Below are 14,708 nucleotides of genomic sequence, written 5' to 3'. Positions count from 1 at the left end.
TGCACTGCCGTCGCGCCGACCGCTCCGCCAGTCTTGTGGATGTCCGCAGGAAGAGCTGAAGCCGCAGGTCGACGAGGGAGCAGGCGAAGCGATGAGCACGTCCGTAGAGCAGGTCACGGGGGAGGCCCGAAGGGGTCGCGGCTCCGGGGAGGTCGCGGCCTTCCGCGGGGTCAGCAAGCACTTCGGCACGGTGAGGGCGGTCAACGACATCAGCCTCACCCTGCACCCGGGGGAGACGGTCGCCTTCCTCGGCCCCAACGGGGCCGGCAAGTCCACCAGCATCGACATGCTGCTGGGGCTGCGCGAACCCACCTCCGGCAGCGTCACCCTGTTCGGCGGCAGCCCGCGCCAGGCGATCCTGGACGGCCGGGTCGGCGTGATGCTGCAGAGCGGCGGTCTGATGCCGGACGTGAAGGTCCGCGAGCTGATCAAGTTCGCCAGCGACATCCACCCCCGCGGCTACGACGTGGACGACGTGCTGAAGACCGCCGGGATCACCGAGCTGGCCGACCGCATGGTCGACAAGCTCTCCGGCGGCCAGGAGCAGCGGGTCCGCTTCGCCCTGGCCACGGCCGGCGACAGCGACCTGATCGTCCTGGACGAGCCCACCACCGGGATGGACGTCTCGGCCCGGCATGCCTTCTGGGCCGTGATGCGGGCCCAGGCCGACGCCGGACGCACGGTGCTGTTCGCCACCCACTACCTGGAGGAGGCGGACTCCATCGCCGACCGGGTGCTGGTGGTGCACAAGGGCCGGCTGATCGCCGACGGCACCGCCGCCGAGATCAAGGCCAGGGCCGGGCTGCGCAAGATCTCCTTCGACCTCCGTCCGGAGGACGGCGCGGACCTGTCGCTGCTCAATGCCGTCCCCGGGGTGAACTCACTGGACGTCAGCGGGCACACGGTCCGGATCAACAGCAGCGACGCCGACGCGGCCGTCGCCGCGATCTACCGGGCCGGCTTCTACCCGCGCGGCCTGGAGGTCACCGGCGTGGGCCTGGAGCAGGCCTTCATCACCATCACCGGCGAGCAGGACGCCGCCGACCGGAACACTGCGGACCGGAACACCGCAGACCTGACCGAGGAGAACGCGCGATGATCACGCTCACCAGGCTGGAGATCCTCCGGGTGCTCCGCAACCGCCGGTACCTGGTCTTCACCATCGTCATGCCGGTCGGCCTGTACCTGCTGATGGTCAGCGCCTACAGCGGCGTGGACACCCTCGGCGGCGTCTCGGTCAAGGCGTACTTCATGGTCACCATGGCGACCCTGGGCACCGTCTCCGCCTCGATGAACACCAACGCCACCCGGATCGCCCTGGAGCGCAAGAGCGGCTGGGCCCGCCAGCTGCGGCTGACCGCGCTGCCCGGCTACGGCTACGTGGTCGCGAAGATCGCCGCCACCGCCGCCTCCACCCTGCCGGCGATCGTGATCACCTTCGCGGTCGGCTACTCCGAGGGGGTCCGGCTCGCCGCGGGCAACTGGTTGCTGCTCGGCCTGGTGCTCTGGGTCGGCGGCTTCGTCTTCGCCGCCCTGGGCGTGGCCCTCGGCTACTCGGCCGGCCCCGACTCGCTGCAGCCGATCGTGATGATCGTCTACATGGCGCTGCTGATGCTCGGCGGCACCTACTTCCAGTTCACCGGGTCGATGGCGAACTTCGCCAAGTGGACCCCGCTGGCGCTGTACAACCAGCTCGGCCGGGTGGCCCAGGCCGGGGGCTCGATGAGCGGCGGCGAACTCACCGCGATCCTCGCCTACGCCGCCGCCTTCGCCGCGCTGGCATCCTTCCTCTACCGCAGGGACCGCAGGGAGGCCTGACGGCCGGTCAGCGTTCCGAACCGCCGGGGAGCCCTCCGCTCCCCGGCGGCCCTCCCGTCCGGAAGGGACGACCATGAGCGACTTGGTAGCGCCGCGCATCGGGCAGCCGCCCGAGAACCGGCGCCAGCAGTTCGTCAAGCTCTGCTGGATGAGCCTGTGGATGATCTACCTGGCCTACCCGGTCAGCGATCTGGTCGCGGGTCCGCACCAGGCCGGCGCACGGATCGCGGGCTGGATCCTGCTGGTGCTCTTCCTCGGCTGCTACGCCCTGCTGGTGCTGCGCCGCTCGGTCAGCGGCGGGGCCGGCCGGTGGAGCCCGCTCTACGGGTGGCTGCTCGGGGCGATGCTGGTGATCGCGATCGTCACCTGCTTCACCCTGGGTGACAACTGGCTGGCGCTGTACAGCTACACCGCCGTCAGCGGCGGGCTGATCCTCCCGCAGCGGTACGCCATCTACGGGGTGGGCGTGGTCACCGGGCTGGTCGTGGTCACCGGCCTGACGCTGCACAGCGACGCCGGGTCGCTGATCCCGATCACCCTCTCCGCCTTCCTCGGCGGCGCCGCGATGACCGGACTGCAGCGGCTGGTCCGCACCATGCAGGAACTGCGCGAGGCCCGGCAGGCCGTCGCCGCCCTGGCCGCCTCCGACGAGCGGCTGCGGATGGCCCGGGACCTGCACGACCTGCTCGGCCACTCGCTCTCGCTGATCACCCTGAAGTCCGAGCTGACCTCCCGCTTCATGGACCAGGAGCGCTACGCCGAGGCCCGGGCCCAGGTCGACGACATCGAGAAGGTGAGCCGGCAGGCACTGGTCGACGTGCGCGAGGCCATCGGCGGCTACCGCAGGCCCAAGCTGGCCGTCGAGATCGCCGCGGCCCGGACCGCACTCACCGCGGCAGACATCCAGACCGACACCGATCCGGCCATCGCCGACCCGCACCCCAGACTCGGCCCGGACGAGGAGGGCGCGCTCGGCTGGGCGCTGCGCGAGGCCGTGACCAATGTGGTCCGGCACAGCGGCGCCCTGCACTGCACCGTCCGGCTGTCCGAGCACATGGAGCCGGGCGGTACCCGTTCGCTCTGCCTGGAGGTGGCCGACGACGGCGGCGGCGCCAAGAAGGCCGGCCACGGCAACGGTCTGACCGGGCTGGCCGAACGGCTGGCACTCGCGGACGGCCGGCTGGAGGCCGGCCCCGGCGAGCGCGGCCGCGGCTTCACCGTCCGCGCCTTCGTGCCGCTGCGTGCGGCAACCGGTCCCGTCGAGGAGGCCGTGCCCGGTACCGTGCAGCAGTGATCAGAATTCTCCTCGCCGAGGACCAGGGCATGGTCCGCGAAGCCCTTGCCGCGCTGCTGGGCCTGGAGGGCGACATCGACGTCGTCGCCCAGGTGTCACGCGGGGACGAGGTGGTGGACGCCGCGGTGGCCCATGACGTCGAGGTGGCGATCCTGGACATCGAGATGCCCGGCCTGACCGGTATCGAGGCCGCGGCGCTGCTGCGCCGCAAGCGCCCGGCCACCAAGATCGTGATCGTGACCACCTTCGGACGCCCCGGCTATCTGCGCCGGGCCATGGAGTCCGGTGCCGACGCCTTCCTGGTGAAGGACGCCCCGGCGTCCCAGCTGGCCGAGGCGGTCCGCCGGGTGCTGCGCGGCGAGCGGGTGATCGACCCCACCCTCGCCGCGGCCGCCCTGGCCGAGGGCGCCAACCCGCTCACCTCCCGCGAGCGCGACGTGCTGGCCGCCGCGGCCGACGGCTCCGCCAACGCCGAGGTCGCACAGCAGCTGCACCTCTCCGAGGGCACCGTCCGCAACTACCTGTCCGCCGCGATCCAGAAGACCGGCGCCCGCAACCGCACCGAGGCGGTCCGGATCGCCCGCGAGAAGGGCTGGCTCTGACCGGGTCGGGGATGACGGGCGGTCAGTCGAGGCCGGTCAGTTGAGCCGGTACCGGGCCGCCCGGGCCTCCAGCCGCACCCGTTTCGCCGACTCCGGGTCGAAGGCGTCCAGGATCTCCGCGTAGGAGTCCATCTCCGCCGCGCCCTCGACGAACCGTCCGGTCTTGACCAGCAGTTCCGCGCGCTCAAGGCGCAGCTGGGCCGGATGCCGGGGCAGCAGCAGCGACAGTTCCGCGGCCCAGAGCTGGGTCCGGGCGTGCTCGGGCCGCGCCGCCGCCCAGGCCCGGATGTTGCCCAGCACGCGCAGCACTATGTCCAGCGGCTCGGCGGGGCGCAGCAGCGCGGTGTCCAGCGGGTAGCCGCCCTCCTCGGCGATCTCCTCGGCCTCCTCCCAGGAGAGCACCCGGCCGCCGTGGAAGGGGTCCGCCAGCACGTGCTCGCCGTCCGGGTCGCCGATGCCGACCACGAAGTGGCCCGGCAGGGCGACGCCGTAGACCGGCAGGTCCAGCATCCGGGCGACGGTGATCCAGACGATCGAGACGGTGATCGGCAGCCCGCGCCCGCGCCGCAGCACCTGGTGCAGCAGGGAGGACTCCAGCCGCTTGTAGACCCCGGGGCCGCCGCGGAGGTCCGCGGAGCCGGCCAGCGCGCCGGCCAGCAGCGCGGCGGTATCGGCCGGGGACGGGTGGTCCGCGGTGCGGAAGGCCGCGGCGGCCAGCGCGCTGAGCCGGTCCAGCGCGCGCCGGGCCGGCGCCAGACAGGCGTCGATCCCGCCGTCGGCGGGATCGAGATCCGTCTCGAAGCCCATCAGCAGGCACAGCAGAGCGAGATCGGGCGTCTCGCCTCTCGCCTCGGCGGCGAACCGCTCTCTGCTGTCCTCGGTCATCGCGGGGGATTCTATGCGGCACCGGTGGACCTGAGGGTGCATCAGGCGTCGACGCGCCTCGGCTCGGGACGGTTACGAGTCCAGGCGGGCGTAGTGGTAGCGGTAGGAGGTGGTGAAGCCCAGCTTGTCGTAGAGGGCGGCGGCGCGGGTGTTCCCCGCCTCGACCTGGAGGTAGGCGCCCCGGGCGCCCTCCTCGGCGGCGCGGCTCGCCAGCACCGCCATCAGCTCGGAGGCGAGCCCGCGCCGGCGCAGTTCCGGAACCACCTCGATGGCCCCGAACCCGGCCCACTCCCCGTCGATGACGCACCGTCCGATCGCGGCGGGACCCTCCTGCCCCGGCACGGCCAGCGTGGCGAACCACACCGAGGGTCCGCCGTGGATGACCTGCTGCGCCGCGCGCTCCCGCGCCGGGTCGCCGCCGATCCGCCGGTAGCGCGACATCCAGGCCGCGTCGGCCCGCCGCGCCAGCCGCACCCGCGAGGGCTCCGTCCCGCTGCCGGCGAGCGCCGACAGGGGCGCGGTGCGCACCAGCGTCTCGGCCTCGGCCGCCCCGCGGTCGGCCAGCAGCTTGGCCAGGCCCTCGGGGGAGCCCGGGGTGGTCAGCTCGACGTGCGCGGCCAGCCCGCGCCGCGCGTACCAGTCCTGGACCAGGTCCAGGGCGGCGTCCAGGGGCATCCCGGGATCGCCCAGGGTCTGCACCGAGTTGCCGCGCCGGGTGAAGCCGCCGGACGCCCTGAGCACCCACTCGCCCAGCGGCTCGGTCTCCACCGCCGGCCAGCCGCGGGCCGCGATCCGCTGCAGCGCGACCGGCCCCGGATCCTCCGGCGCCGCGGCCGTCCTCCGGATCGGCGCCGGCGGCACCGCCTTGCCCGCGACCAGCGTCTCCTCCATGATCGAGACGGCTTCACCGGCCCGGTTCAGCACCGTCAGCACCCCGGCGTCCCACGATGTGAGCACGCCGACGACGTCGCCGAACACCGGGCGCCCCTCCGAACTGCCCAAGATCCGCCGCACCGAAATACGTCGCCCCAGGTCAGACGGGGTGATGTGGATCTCCAGCCGTCCATGTCCGATAGTGTTGTCCGCCATACCCGCCACCTCCGGTGCAACCGCCGTCCTGAAACGGCGATACTAGGTGCGGGCATCGACGACGCCGCGCTCCCCTGCGCGAATGCCAGCCCCTACGAGGAGGAACGTCAGCGTGACCTACGTCATCGCGCAGCCTTGTGTCGACGTGAAGGACAAGGCGTGCATCGAAGAATGCCCCGTCGACTGCATCTACGAGGGCAAGAGGTCCTTGTACATCCACCCCGACGAGTGCGTGGACTGCGGAGCCTGTGAGCCCGTCTGCCCCGTCGAGGCGATCTTCTACGAGGACGACACCCCGGACGAGTGGAAGGACTACTACAAGGCGAACGTCGACTTCTTCGACGACCTCGGTTCGCCCGGTGGTGCCTCCAAGCTCGGCCTGATCGAGAAGGACCACCCGTTCATCGCGGCCCTCCCGCCGCAGAACCAGTGACGCGCAGAGTCGAGTGAACACCGTGCATGACAGCACCGCCCCCGCGCCTTCCACCGCTTCCTGGTGGGAGGCGCGGCGCGTGTCCAAGCTGCTCCCCGAGTTCCCCTGGGACCGTCTGGAGCCGTACAAGGCCACCGCCTCCGCGCACCCGGACGGCATCGTCGACCTCTCCGTCGGCACCCCGGTGGACCCCGTCCCGCAACTGGTCCAGCAGGCACTGACGGACGCTGCCGACAGCCCCGGCTACCCCACCGTCTGGGGCACTCCCGCGCTGCGGGACGCCCTCGTCGGCTGGAGCAGGCGCCGGCTCGGCGCGACCGGGCTGACGCACCGCCATGTGCTGCCGCTGGTCGGTTCCAAGGAACTGGTCGCCTCGCTGCCGACGCAGCTGGGCCTGGGCCCGGGGGACCGGGTGGCCTACCCCCGGCTGGCCTATCCGACCTACGAGGTCGGCGCGCGGCTGGCCGGGGCGGACCACGTGGTCTACGACGACCCCTGGGAGCTGGACCCGGACGGCCTCAGGCTGCTGTGGCTCAACTCCCCGTCCAACCCCACCGGCCGGGTGCTGACCGCCGACGAGCTGCGCCGCACCGTGGCCTGGGCCAGGGAGCACGGGGTGCTGCTGGTGAGCGACGAGTGCTACCTGGAGCTGGGCTGGGAGGCGGAGCCGGTGTCGGTGCTGCACCCGGACGTCTGCGGCGGCAGCTACGACGGCCTGGTGGCGGTCCACTCGCTGTCCAAGCGCTCCAACCTGGCCGGGTACCGGGCGGCGTTCCTGGTCGGGGACCCGGCGGTGCTGGGCGAGCTGCTGGAGATCAGGAAGCACGGCGGCTTCATGGTGCCCGCCCCGGTGCAGGCGGCGACGGTCGCCGCGCTGGGCGACACCGCCCATGTGACCGAGCAGCGGGCCCGCTACGCCGCCCGCCGCGAGGCGCTGCGCGGGGCGCTGGAGGCCAACGGCTTCCGGATCGAGCACTCCGAGGCCAGCCTCTACCTCTGGGCGACCCGCGACGAGCCCTGCTGGGACACCGTCGGCGACCTGGCCAAGCACGGCGTGCTGGTCGCTCCCGGCGAGTTCTACGGCGATGCGGGTGCCCGGTTCGTGCGGGTGGCGTTCACTGCGACCGACGAGCGGGTCCGCGCGGCGGTGCAGCGCCTCGGCGGCTGACACCCCGCCGATGTCCGTGCGCGAGGGCCCCGAAGCAGCTGCTTCGGGGCCCTCGCGCAGGTGGAACCGCTGACCCGGTGTCAGCCGACCGGCAGGCTGCCCAGCGGCAGGGTCTGGGTGAGGTTGCCCAGGGCGGAGGTGTCGCCCAGACCGGGCAGCCCGCCGAGGCGCTGTCCGGCGACCGGCGCGGCCGCCCCGGCGACCTGGCCGACGGTGGACTGCGCGGCGCCCAGCGGCAGGCTGTTGACCGGCAGGTTGCCCAGCGGCAGCGAGGAGAGCGGGCCGGCCGGGGCCGGGGCGCTCGGGGTGATGTTGGCGGCGACCGGGGTGTTGCCGGCCGGGGCGACGCCGGAGGCCGTGGACTGGACCGTGTCGACGGCCGGGACGGCCTGGTGGGCGGCGCTGACCGGCACGGCGCGGGTCGCGCCGGAGGCGGCACCGGCCAGCGGGCCGGCCGCGCCGGCGGTCGAGCCCGCCACCTGGGCCAGCTGGCCCGCCGAGGCACCGAGCATGTGGTTGGCCTCGGGAAGGGCCTTGGCGGTGGCGGCACCGGCCGCGTCCGCGACGGTGGGGACGGACTGGGCGACGGCGCTGCTCGCGCTGGAGCCGGTGAGCTGTCCGGCCTGGTGGCTGGCGGACTGGACGTCGCTGCCGAGGGCGCCGGTGTCGAGCTGGCTGAGCCCACCCAGGTCGGGGACGCTGGGCAGCGCGGGCGCGGCGGAGGCGGTACCCGCGGTGAGGGCGGGGACGGCGCCGGCGGCGACGACGAACGCGGCCGTGACGATCCGGCGCGAGAGGGGGAGAGACATGGTGCTCCTCGTTGAGGTGGGGACTGAACCAGTCCGCCGGGCGGACGTGGTGATTACCGCCTGAGGAGCGAGAAGGTTGCGGCCGACGCCAGCAAAGAGTTCCTAAACATCGCATTATCTTTTTCGGTTCATATTCGGACAATTTGACGCGGTGTCACGCCCGGGAAGAAAGGCTTCTCCGAGGCTGCGCCAGGGCCGATCCGATGCACACAGAATCTTTGCAGGACGGCCGCGCGCTGGGCCGTCCGAGACCCCCGCGCGTCAACCCGGTGGGCCGCCGTTAACTCGACGGGGACGAGGACGCGGCATCCTTCGCCGCGACGCTGATCCGCACCGGTCCGGAGCCGGCCGCGGTGCCGGAGGCCTGCCAGCCCTTGGTGGAGTCGGAGCTGCGCCAGACCTTGCCGCCGTAGGAGACGGAGGTGATGTGCAGGTCCTGGCAGTTCGCCACCGCCCACTGCGCCACCGCCCAGCCGCGGGCCGTCCCCGTGGTCCCGCTGCCGGTGCCGACGGTCAGCCCCAGGCCCTGGGAGTCGGCAGACGCGGAGGCCGAGGGCGACCCACCGGCCGCGTCGGCGGAGCCGGCCGCGGTCGCCGCCTTGGGCGTCACCGTCGCGCCGAAGTCGTCCTTCAGCTTCGCCGAGACCGCCCGGCCGCCCTGCTGCAGCCCGTCCGCGCCGATCGGCCCGGTGACCGCCGCGCCCACGCTGTTCACCGTGCAGTTCAGCGACGCCGGGACGCGCCCGGTCAGGGCGCCGGAGAGGGTCTTTGCGTCGGTCTCGTGGGTGGCGTAGGCGTCCGGGTAGCCGCTGTGCTGGACGTCCTGGGCGGCGACGGTCAGCGGCAGCTGCGCGTAGCCCTGGATCTGCACCAGCTTGTCGAGGAACTTGTTGGTCGCGTAGACCGGGTCGCCGATCTGAGCCGGGGTGCCCCAGCCCTGCGAGGGGCGCTGCTGGAACAGGCCGATCGAGTCGCGGTCACCGGCCGTCAGGTTCTGCAGCTTGGACTCCTGCATGGCGGTGGCCAGCGAGATCGTCACCGCGCGTTCCGGAAGTCTTCGGGAGATGGCCACCGCCGCGATGGTCCCGGCATTGCTCATCTGGTCCAGCGAGAGGTCGACCACGCCGTCGACGCTGTCGACCTCGCAGCCCTCGGCGACCGGGATGGGCAGCAGGTCGCGGTGCCGGTTCAGGTACAGGCCGGCCGCCACCACGATGGCCAGCACCAGCACGAACGGCAGGCAGCCCAGCCACCGCCGACGCCGCCGCCCGGTGGGCGCGGTCTCGGCGGAGTCCATCATCGACTTCAGACTCACCCGGCTGTTCCTCCTTGCCATGTTCGCTGCACCCTACCGACTGTGACGACCCCGCCGTGAGCCCGGTTCTCCCCGGCATCGATCCCGCCGACCGCTCGGCAGGCCGTAACCTGGCTGGTCATGACTGGTTCCAGTACCGCCGACAGCTCGGCCACGGCCGCCGTACCCGTCCTCGATCTCACAGCGAGCGGGGGTGAACTCACAGCCGCCCTGGTCGACATCCCCTCGGTCAGCGGCGACGAGCGGCTGCTCGCCGACGCCGTCGAGGCCGCGCTGCGCTCGCTGCCGCACCTCACCGTGGACCGCGACGGCGACGCCGTGATCGCCCGGACCGACCTGGGCCGCTCCGAGCGGGTGGTCCTGGCCGGACACCTGGACACGGTGCCGATCGCCGACAACCTGCCCTCCCGGGTCGACGGCGACCTGCTCTGGGGCTGCGGCACCTCCGACATGAAGGCCGGCGTCGCCGTCCAGCTCCGGATCGCCGCCACCGTCCTGGACCCCAACCGCGACCTCACCTTCGTCTTCTACGACTGCGAGGAGGTCGAGGCGACCCGCAACGGCCTCGGACGGCTGGCCAGGATCCACCCCGAGTGGCTCGCCGCGGACTTCGCGGTGCTGATGGAGCCGAGCAACGCGCAGGTCGAGGGCGGCTGCCAGGGCACCATGCGGGCCACCGTCAGCACCAGCGGGCACCGGTCCCACTCGGCCCGCAGCTGGCTCGGCGACAACGCCATCCACAAGGCCGCCCCGATCCTGCAGCGGCTGGCCGACTACGTGCCGCGGCTGGTCGACATCGACGGCCTGGAGTACCACGAGGGCCTGAACGCGGTGAACATCCAGGGCGGGGTCGCCGGCAACGTCATCCCGGACGCCTGCACCGTCACCGTCAACTTCCGCTTTGCACCGGACCGCAGCGAGGCCCAGGCGGAGGCGCACATCCGCGAGGTCTTCGACGGCTACCAGGTCGTGGTCACCGACTCCGCCCCCGGCGCGCTGCCGGGCCTGTCGCACCCGGCCGCCGCCGCCTTCATCGCCGCGACCGGGGCCACCCCGCAGGCCAAGTTCGGCTGGACCGACGTCGCCCGCTTCTCCGCGCTCGGCGTCCCCGCCGTCAACTACGGCCCGGGCGACCCCAACCTGGCCCACACCCGCGAGGAGCACTGCTCGCTGGCGGCGGTGGACGAGTGCGAGAAGCGGATCAGGGACTGGCTCCAGGACTGACCCGGCCGCTGAGCTCGATCAGAAGAGATCCCACCTGGTCACGCGTCCAGGCCGTAGCCTACGTAGGTATGACGAACGACAGGCAGTACGGGCAGGGCCCGGACCGGGTCCCGACGGGCCCGAGGAAGACGGCGGAGAAGCGGCGCGGCCCGGTGCTGCTCCGCGGCGAGCAGGTCGACAGCAGCACCACGGACCAGCGGCTGCTGGACTCGGCACAGAACGCGGACTGGCTGCACACCGACCCCTGGCGGGTCATGCGCATCCAGTCCGAGTTCGTCGAGGGGTTCGGCGCGCTCGCCGAACTGGGGCCCGCCGTCAGTGTGTTCGGCTCCGCCAGGACGGCGGCCGACTCGGTCGAGTACCAGGCCGGCGAGCAGATCGGCCGCGCCCTGGTGGAGGCCGGCTACGCGGTGATCACCGGCGGCGGACCCGGCGCGATGGAGTCCGCCAACAAGGGCGCGCACGAGGCCGGCGGCACCTCGGTCGGCCTCGGCATCGAGCTGCCCTTCGAGCAGGGCCTCAACCAGTACGTCGACCTGGGTCTGAACTTCCGTTACTTCTTCGTCCGCAAGACCATGTTCGTGAAGTACTCGCAGGGCTTCATCGTGCTCCCGGGCGGCTTCGGCACCCTGGACGAGCTGTTCGAGGCGCTGACGCTGGTGCAGACCCACAAGGTCACCCGGTTCCCGGTGATCCTCTTCGGGGTCTCCTACTGGTCCGGCCTGTTCGAGTGGGTCCGCAACACCCTGGTCGCCGAGGGCAAGGCCTCCCCGTCGGACCTGGAGCTGATCCAGATCACCGACTCCGTCGACGAGGCCATGAAGATCCTCGACGAGGCCCGCCTCCGCAACGGCGTAGTGAACCCGGCCCACAACCCGGAATAGGTGGGTGCAAGCGGGCCAGTTGCAAACGTCCAGGGGCGCGGGGAACTGCGCGAACAGCAACCACCCACCGGCGTGGAGCCCGCCCGGCAGTACCCCACCCTCGGCGGCCGGTGACCCCTGGCCGTCAGGCCAGCCCGCGGCGGGCCACCGCCGGCGGCCGGGTGCCCCGGATCGAGGCGACCATGTCCAGCACCTGCCTGGTCTCCGCGACCTGGTGCACCCGGTAGACCTGGGCCCCCAGCCACGCCGAGACCGCCGTGGTCGCCAGCGTGCCCAGCAGCCGCTCGCCGACCGGCTTGTCCAGCGTCTCGCCGACGAAGTCCTTGTTGGACAGCGACACCAGCACCGGCCAGCCGGTGTCGGTCATCTCCGGCAGCCGCCGGGTCGCCTCCAGCGAGTGCCGGGTGTTCTTGCCGAAGTCGTGCCCCGGGTCGATCAGCACCCCCTCGCGCGGCACCCCCAGCGACACGGCCCGCTCCGCCAGCGCCAGCGTGCGCTCCAGGATGTCGGCCATCACGTCCTGGTAGGCCACCCGGTGCGGCCGGGTCCGCGGCTCGGCGCCGCCGGCGTGGGTGCAGACGATGCCCACGCCGTACCGCCCGGCGACCTCCGCCAGCAGCGGGTCCACCCCGCCCCAGGCGTCGTTCAGCAGGTCGGCGCCGACCTCGCAGACCGCCTCGCCGACCTCGTGCCGCCAGGTGTCCACGCTGATCACCGTGTCCGGGTGGCGCTTGCGCAGCTCGGCCACGAAGGGCACGATCCGGCGCAGCTCCTCCTCGGTGCTGACCTCCTCGCCCGGCCCCGCCTTCACCCCGCCGATGTCCAGGATCGCCGCCCCCTCGGCGACCGCCCGGTCGGCCGCCGCGAAGGCCGCCTCGTCGGCGAAGGTCGCGCCCTGGTCGAAGAACGAGTCCGGGGTGCGGTTGACGATGGCCATGATGACCGGCTCGTCTGCACCGAAAATCCGCGGGCCGAGCGCGAGAGCCATGCGTCCTCCAAGGTACGTACGCCATGATGGCCCCAGTACCGTTCAGTACTGTGGGGGTTCCTTCATGATCCCCCACCGGGAGCCGGGAGTCGTGGGCTTGTGTTCTGGTTGATCCTCGTCGTCATGGTGCTGGTGGTGGGCGCTGCGGCGCTGGTCGCGCTCGGAGGCGGCGGTTCGCTGCCGGAGGCCGAGCAGGACCGGCTGGCCGCGCGGCTGCCCCTGGACCGTCCGCTGACCCGCGCCGACGTGGACGTGCTGCGCTTCCCCATGGCCGTGCGCGGCTACCGGATGGACGAGGTGGACGACGTGCTGGACCGCCTCGGGGTCGAGCTGACCCACCGTGACGTCCGGGTCGCCGAGCTGGAGGCCGCCCTCACCGCGGCCCTGGCGGCCGGCCACCCGCAGGCCGGCCAGCCGGGGACGGCGGAGTTCGAGGCGCTGCGGATGCGGTTCGCCACCCCGGGCGGCACCACCCTGGAGAAGCAGTCGCCGCAGGACGCCCTGCCGGGCCTGGACCAGGAGTCGGGGCAGTGAGCCCGAGTGCCACCGTCCTCGGCGAGGACGGCCTGCGCCGCTGCCCCTGGGGCCTCTCCACGCCCGACTACGTCGAGTACCACGACCAGGAGTGGGGCAGAGCGGTCCACGGCGACCGGGCCCTGTACGAGCGGATCAGCCTGGAGGCGTTCCAGTCCGGGCTGTCCTGGATCACCATCCTGCGCCGCCGGGAGACCTTCCGTAAGGCGTTCTCCGGCTTCGACCCGGCGGTGGTCGCCGAGTTCGGCGACGCGGACATCGAACGGCTGATGGCCGACCCGGGCATCATCCGCAACCGCGCGAAGGTGCTGGCCACCATCGCCAACGCCCGCGCCGTGCTGGAGCTGGACGGCACCACGCTGGACGCGCTGATCTGGTCCTTCGCCCCGAAGAAGCCGGGCCGGGCCCCGCGCGCCATGGGCGACGTCCCCGCGGTCACCCCGGAGTCGACCGCCCTCGCCAAGGAGCTGAAGCGCCACGGCTTCCGCTTCGTCGGTCCGACCACCGCCTACGCCCTGATGCAGGCCTGCGGCCTGGTCAACGACCACTTCGCGGACTGCTTCGCCCGCTGACGGGTGCGGGTCGCGCATGGTTTGTCGCGCACGCTTTTCAGCAAGCAGAGCCCCGCGCCCCTAGGTAGGTGCAAGCGGGCCAGTTGCAAACGTCCAGGGGCGCGGGGAACTGCGCGACCAGCCACCACAGACCCGCACCAGTTCCCCGGGCCTCCCCCCCGCGCCTACCGCCCGACGTACTTGGGTGCCTCCTTCGCCAGGAAGGCCTGCACCGCGATCCAGTGGTCCTCCGCCGCCCCCGCACGGGTCTGCAGCTCGTCCTCCTTGCCCAGCGTCTCCACCAGCGTGTGCCCCGCCCCGTAGGCCAGCGACTCCTTGATCGCGCCGAGGGCGACCGTCGGTCCCGCCGCCAGCCCCGCGGCGAACTCCCGCGCCGTCGCGGCCAGCTCCGCCGCCGGCACCACGCGGTGCGCGAGCCCGAGCGCCAGCGCCTCCGCCGCCGGAACCGTCTGCGGGAACATCAGCAGTTCGACCGCCTTGGCCTGCCCCACCAGCCGGGGCAGCGTCCAGGACACCCCTGAGTCCGCGGTCAGCGCCACCCCGGCGAACGAGGTGTTGAACCCGCTGTGGTCGGCGATGATGCGGAAGTCGCAGGCCCAGGCCAGCCCCGCGCCGGCCCCCGCCGCCACCCCGTTGACCGCCGCCACCACCGGCTTGGGCATGGTCGCGATCGCGGTCAGCAGCGGGTTGTAGTGCTCCCGCACGGTGGACAGCGGAGCCTCCCCACCGTCCCGGGCCGCGGCCAGCTTGCCCAGGTGCTCCTTGAGGTCCTGGCCCACGCAGAAGGCCCGCGGGCCGGCGCCGGTGAGCAGCACCGCCCGTACCGCCGGGTCCTCCTTGGCGGTGGTCATGGCGTCCCGCAGCGCCACCTTGGTCTCCGTGTCGAGCGCGTTCATCGCCTCGGGCCGGTTGATGGTGACGGTCGCCAGCCCGTCGCTGAGCTCGTACAGCACGGTGTCGGCCATGCGGATCTCCCATTACTCGTCAGTAGTCCCATGCCAGCATGACGGATCGGCAGCGGCTTGGCCGATGTGACGTAGGCCACTGTTTCGGACGTGTCCCGCCCGGTCGGCCGAACGGGGGCGAGGGCGCG

16 protein-coding genes are annotated in these 14,708 nt (G+C 72.6%); 10 read left to right on the top strand and 6 right to left on the bottom strand.

Annotated features, from left to right (window positions below):
• Window positions 1–91 precede the first annotated feature (91 nt).
• From IF29_RS0122100 to IF29_RS0122085, 4 genes are all read left to right on the top strand, one after another.
• Entirely contained in the window at window positions 92–1,099 is a 1,008-nt protein-coding gene (locus IF29_RS0122100; RefSeq protein ID WP_051725652.1) for an ABC transporter ATP-binding protein, read from the top strand.
• Window positions 1,096–1,818: an ABC transporter permease gene (locus IF29_RS0122095; RefSeq protein ID WP_030257712.1), complete on the top strand. Its 723-nt coding sequence runs from the start codon at window positions 1,096–1,098 to the stop codon at window positions 1,816–1,818. Before IF29_RS0122100 ends, IF29_RS0122095 begins: the two co-directional genes overlap by 4 nt.
• A 73-nt stretch (window positions 1,819–1,891) precedes the next feature.
• On the top strand, window positions 1,892–3,112 hold the full coding sequence (locus tag IF29_RS0122090; RefSeq protein ID WP_037596054.1) for a sensor histidine kinase: 1,221 nt from the start codon (window positions 1,892–1,894) through the stop codon (window positions 3,110–3,112).
• Between the two features lie 29 nt (window positions 3,113–3,141).
• Window positions 3,142–3,714, top strand: coding sequence for a response regulator transcription factor (locus IF29_RS0122085; RefSeq protein ID WP_051725717.1), 573 nt, complete (start codon window positions 3,142–3,144; stop codon window positions 3,712–3,714).
• 36 nt (window positions 3,715–3,750) lie between these two features.
• On the opposite strand, the gene IF29_RS0122080 is transcribed toward IF29_RS0122085, so the two are convergent.
• Both IF29_RS0122080 and IF29_RS0122075 read right to left on the bottom strand, forming a co-directional pair.
• The gene (locus IF29_RS0122080) at window positions 3,751–4,599 is read right to left on the bottom strand and encodes a transglutaminase family protein (RefSeq protein ID WP_030257706.1); all 849 of its coding nucleotides are present in this window, start codon (window positions 4,597–4,599) and stop codon (window positions 3,751–3,753) included.
• Window positions 4,600–4,671: 72 nt separating this feature from the next.
• Entirely contained in the window at window positions 4,672–5,688 is a 1,017-nt protein-coding gene (locus IF29_RS0122075) for a GNAT family N-acetyltransferase (RefSeq protein ID WP_030257705.1), read from the bottom strand.
• A 112-nt stretch (window positions 5,689–5,800) separates the two neighbouring features.
• Here IF29_RS0122075 and fdxA point away from each other — a divergent pair, with 112 nt between their 5' ends.
• Both fdxA and dapC read left to right on the top strand, forming a co-directional pair.
• Entirely contained in the window at window positions 5,801–6,121 is a 321-nt protein-coding gene (fdxA, locus tag IF29_RS0122070; RefSeq protein WP_030257703.1) for a ferredoxin, read from the top strand.
• 79 nt (window positions 6,122–6,200) lie between these two features.
• Entirely contained in the window at window positions 6,201–7,289 is a 1,089-nt protein-coding gene (dapC, locus tag IF29_RS0122065; RefSeq protein WP_030257702.1) for a succinyldiaminopimelate transaminase, read from the top strand.
• Window positions 7,290–7,369: 80 nt separating this feature from the next.
• On the opposite strand, the gene IF29_RS46190 is transcribed toward dapC, so the two are convergent.
• Window positions 7,370–8,098, bottom strand: a complete 729-nt coding sequence (locus tag IF29_RS46190) for a hypothetical protein (RefSeq protein WP_051725650.1) — start codon at window positions 8,096–8,098, stop codon at window positions 7,370–7,372.
• Window positions 8,099–8,378: 280 nt separating this feature from the next.
• Window positions 8,379–9,413 carry a VldE C-terminal domain-containing protein gene (locus IF29_RS42275; RefSeq protein ID WP_051725647.1) on the bottom strand — a complete coding sequence of 345 codons (1,035 nt, stop codon included), beginning with the start codon at window positions 9,411–9,413 and terminating at the stop codon, window positions 8,379–8,381.
• Window positions 9,414–9,533: 120 nt separating this feature from the next.
• On the opposite strand from IF29_RS42275, the gene dapE reads away from it, so the two are divergent.
• Window positions 9,534–10,637, top strand: coding sequence for a succinyl-diaminopimelate desuccinylase (gene dapE, locus IF29_RS0122050; protein ID WP_051725646.1), 1,104 nt, complete (start codon window positions 9,534–9,536; stop codon window positions 10,635–10,637).
• A gap of 68 nt (window positions 10,638–10,705) precedes the next feature.
• Window positions 10,706–11,521, top strand: a complete 816-nt coding sequence (locus tag IF29_RS0122045; RefSeq protein ID WP_084714745.1) for an LOG family protein — start codon at window positions 10,706–10,708, stop codon at window positions 11,519–11,521.
• A 124-nt stretch (window positions 11,522–11,645) separates the two neighbouring features.
• Here IF29_RS0122045 and folP read toward each other — a convergent pair whose 3' ends face one another.
• Window positions 11,646–12,509, bottom strand: a complete 864-nt coding sequence (gene folP / locus IF29_RS0122040) for a dihydropteroate synthase (RefSeq protein ID WP_030257691.1) — start codon at window positions 12,507–12,509, stop codon at window positions 11,646–11,648.
• A gap of 99 nt (window positions 12,510–12,608) precedes the next feature.
• On the opposite strand from folP, the gene IF29_RS0122035 reads away from it, so the two are divergent.
• Both IF29_RS0122035 and IF29_RS0122030 read left to right on the top strand, forming a co-directional pair.
• Window positions 12,609–13,043, top strand: coding sequence for a DivIVA domain-containing protein (locus IF29_RS0122035; RefSeq protein WP_063757561.1), 435 nt, complete (start codon window positions 12,609–12,611; stop codon window positions 13,041–13,043).
• Window positions 13,040–13,615 carry a DNA-3-methyladenine glycosylase I gene (locus tag IF29_RS0122030; RefSeq protein WP_030257687.1) on the top strand — a complete coding sequence of 192 codons (576 nt, stop codon included), beginning with the start codon at window positions 13,040–13,042 and terminating at the stop codon, window positions 13,613–13,615. The genes IF29_RS0122035 and IF29_RS0122030 overlap by 4 nt, the downstream gene beginning before the upstream one ends.
• Window positions 13,616–13,779: 164 nt before the next feature.
• On the opposite strand, the gene IF29_RS0122025 is transcribed toward IF29_RS0122030, so the two are convergent.
• Window positions 13,780–14,580 carry an enoyl-CoA hydratase-related protein gene (locus tag IF29_RS0122025; RefSeq protein WP_030257685.1) on the bottom strand — a complete coding sequence of 267 codons (801 nt, stop codon included), beginning with the start codon at window positions 14,578–14,580 and terminating at the stop codon, window positions 13,780–13,782.
• Window positions 14,581–14,708 lie beyond the last annotated feature (128 nt).

The organism is Streptacidiphilus jeojiense (assembly GCF_000719095.1).
GTDB classification, from domain to species: domain Bacteria; phylum Actinomycetota; class Actinomycetes; order Streptomycetales; family Streptomycetaceae; genus Streptacidiphilus; species Streptacidiphilus jeojiensis.
This window is presented reverse-complemented; position numbering and strand designations above follow the sequence as displayed.

Bases quoted from the DNA above. Each gene is read 5' to 3' on its own strand.
- IF29_RS0122025 (WP_030257685.1), bottom strand. From the start codon at position 14,580: ATGGCCGACACCGTGCTGTACGAGCTCAGCGACGGGCTGGCGACCGTC.
- dapE (WP_051725646.1), top strand. From the start codon at position 9,534: ATGACTGGTTCCAGTACCGCCGACAGCTCGGCCACGGCCGCCGTACCC.
- IF29_RS0122095 (WP_030257712.1), top strand. From the start codon at position 1,096: ATGATCACGCTCACCAGGCTGGAGATCCTCCGGGTGCTCCGCAACCGC.
- IF29_RS0122080 (WP_030257706.1), bottom strand. From the start codon at position 4,599: ATGACCGAGGACAGCAGAGAGCGGTTCGCCGCCGAGGCGAGAGGCGAG.
- IF29_RS0122100 (WP_051725652.1), top strand. From the start codon at position 92: ATGAGCACGTCCGTAGAGCAGGTCACGGGGGAGGCCCGAAGGGGTCGC.
- IF29_RS0122075 (WP_030257705.1), bottom strand. From the start codon at position 5,688: ATGGCGGACAACACTATCGGACATGGACGGCTGGAGATCCACATCACC.
- folP (WP_030257691.1), bottom strand. From the start codon at position 12,509: ATGGCTCTCGCGCTCGGCCCGCGGATTTTCGGTGCAGACGAGCCGGTC.
- IF29_RS0122090 (WP_037596054.1), top strand. From the start codon at position 1,892: ATGAGCGACTTGGTAGCGCCGCGCATCGGGCAGCCGCCCGAGAACCGG.
- IF29_RS0122045 (WP_084714745.1), top strand. From the start codon at position 10,706: ATGACGAACGACAGGCAGTACGGGCAGGGCCCGGACCGGGTCCCGACG.
- IF29_RS0122085 (WP_051725717.1), top strand. From the start codon at position 3,142: ATGGTCCGCGAAGCCCTTGCCGCGCTGCTGGGCCTGGAGGGCGACATC.
- IF29_RS46190 (WP_051725650.1), bottom strand. From the start codon at position 8,098: ATGTCTCTCCCCCTCTCGCGCCGGATCGTCACGGCCGCGTTCGTCGTC.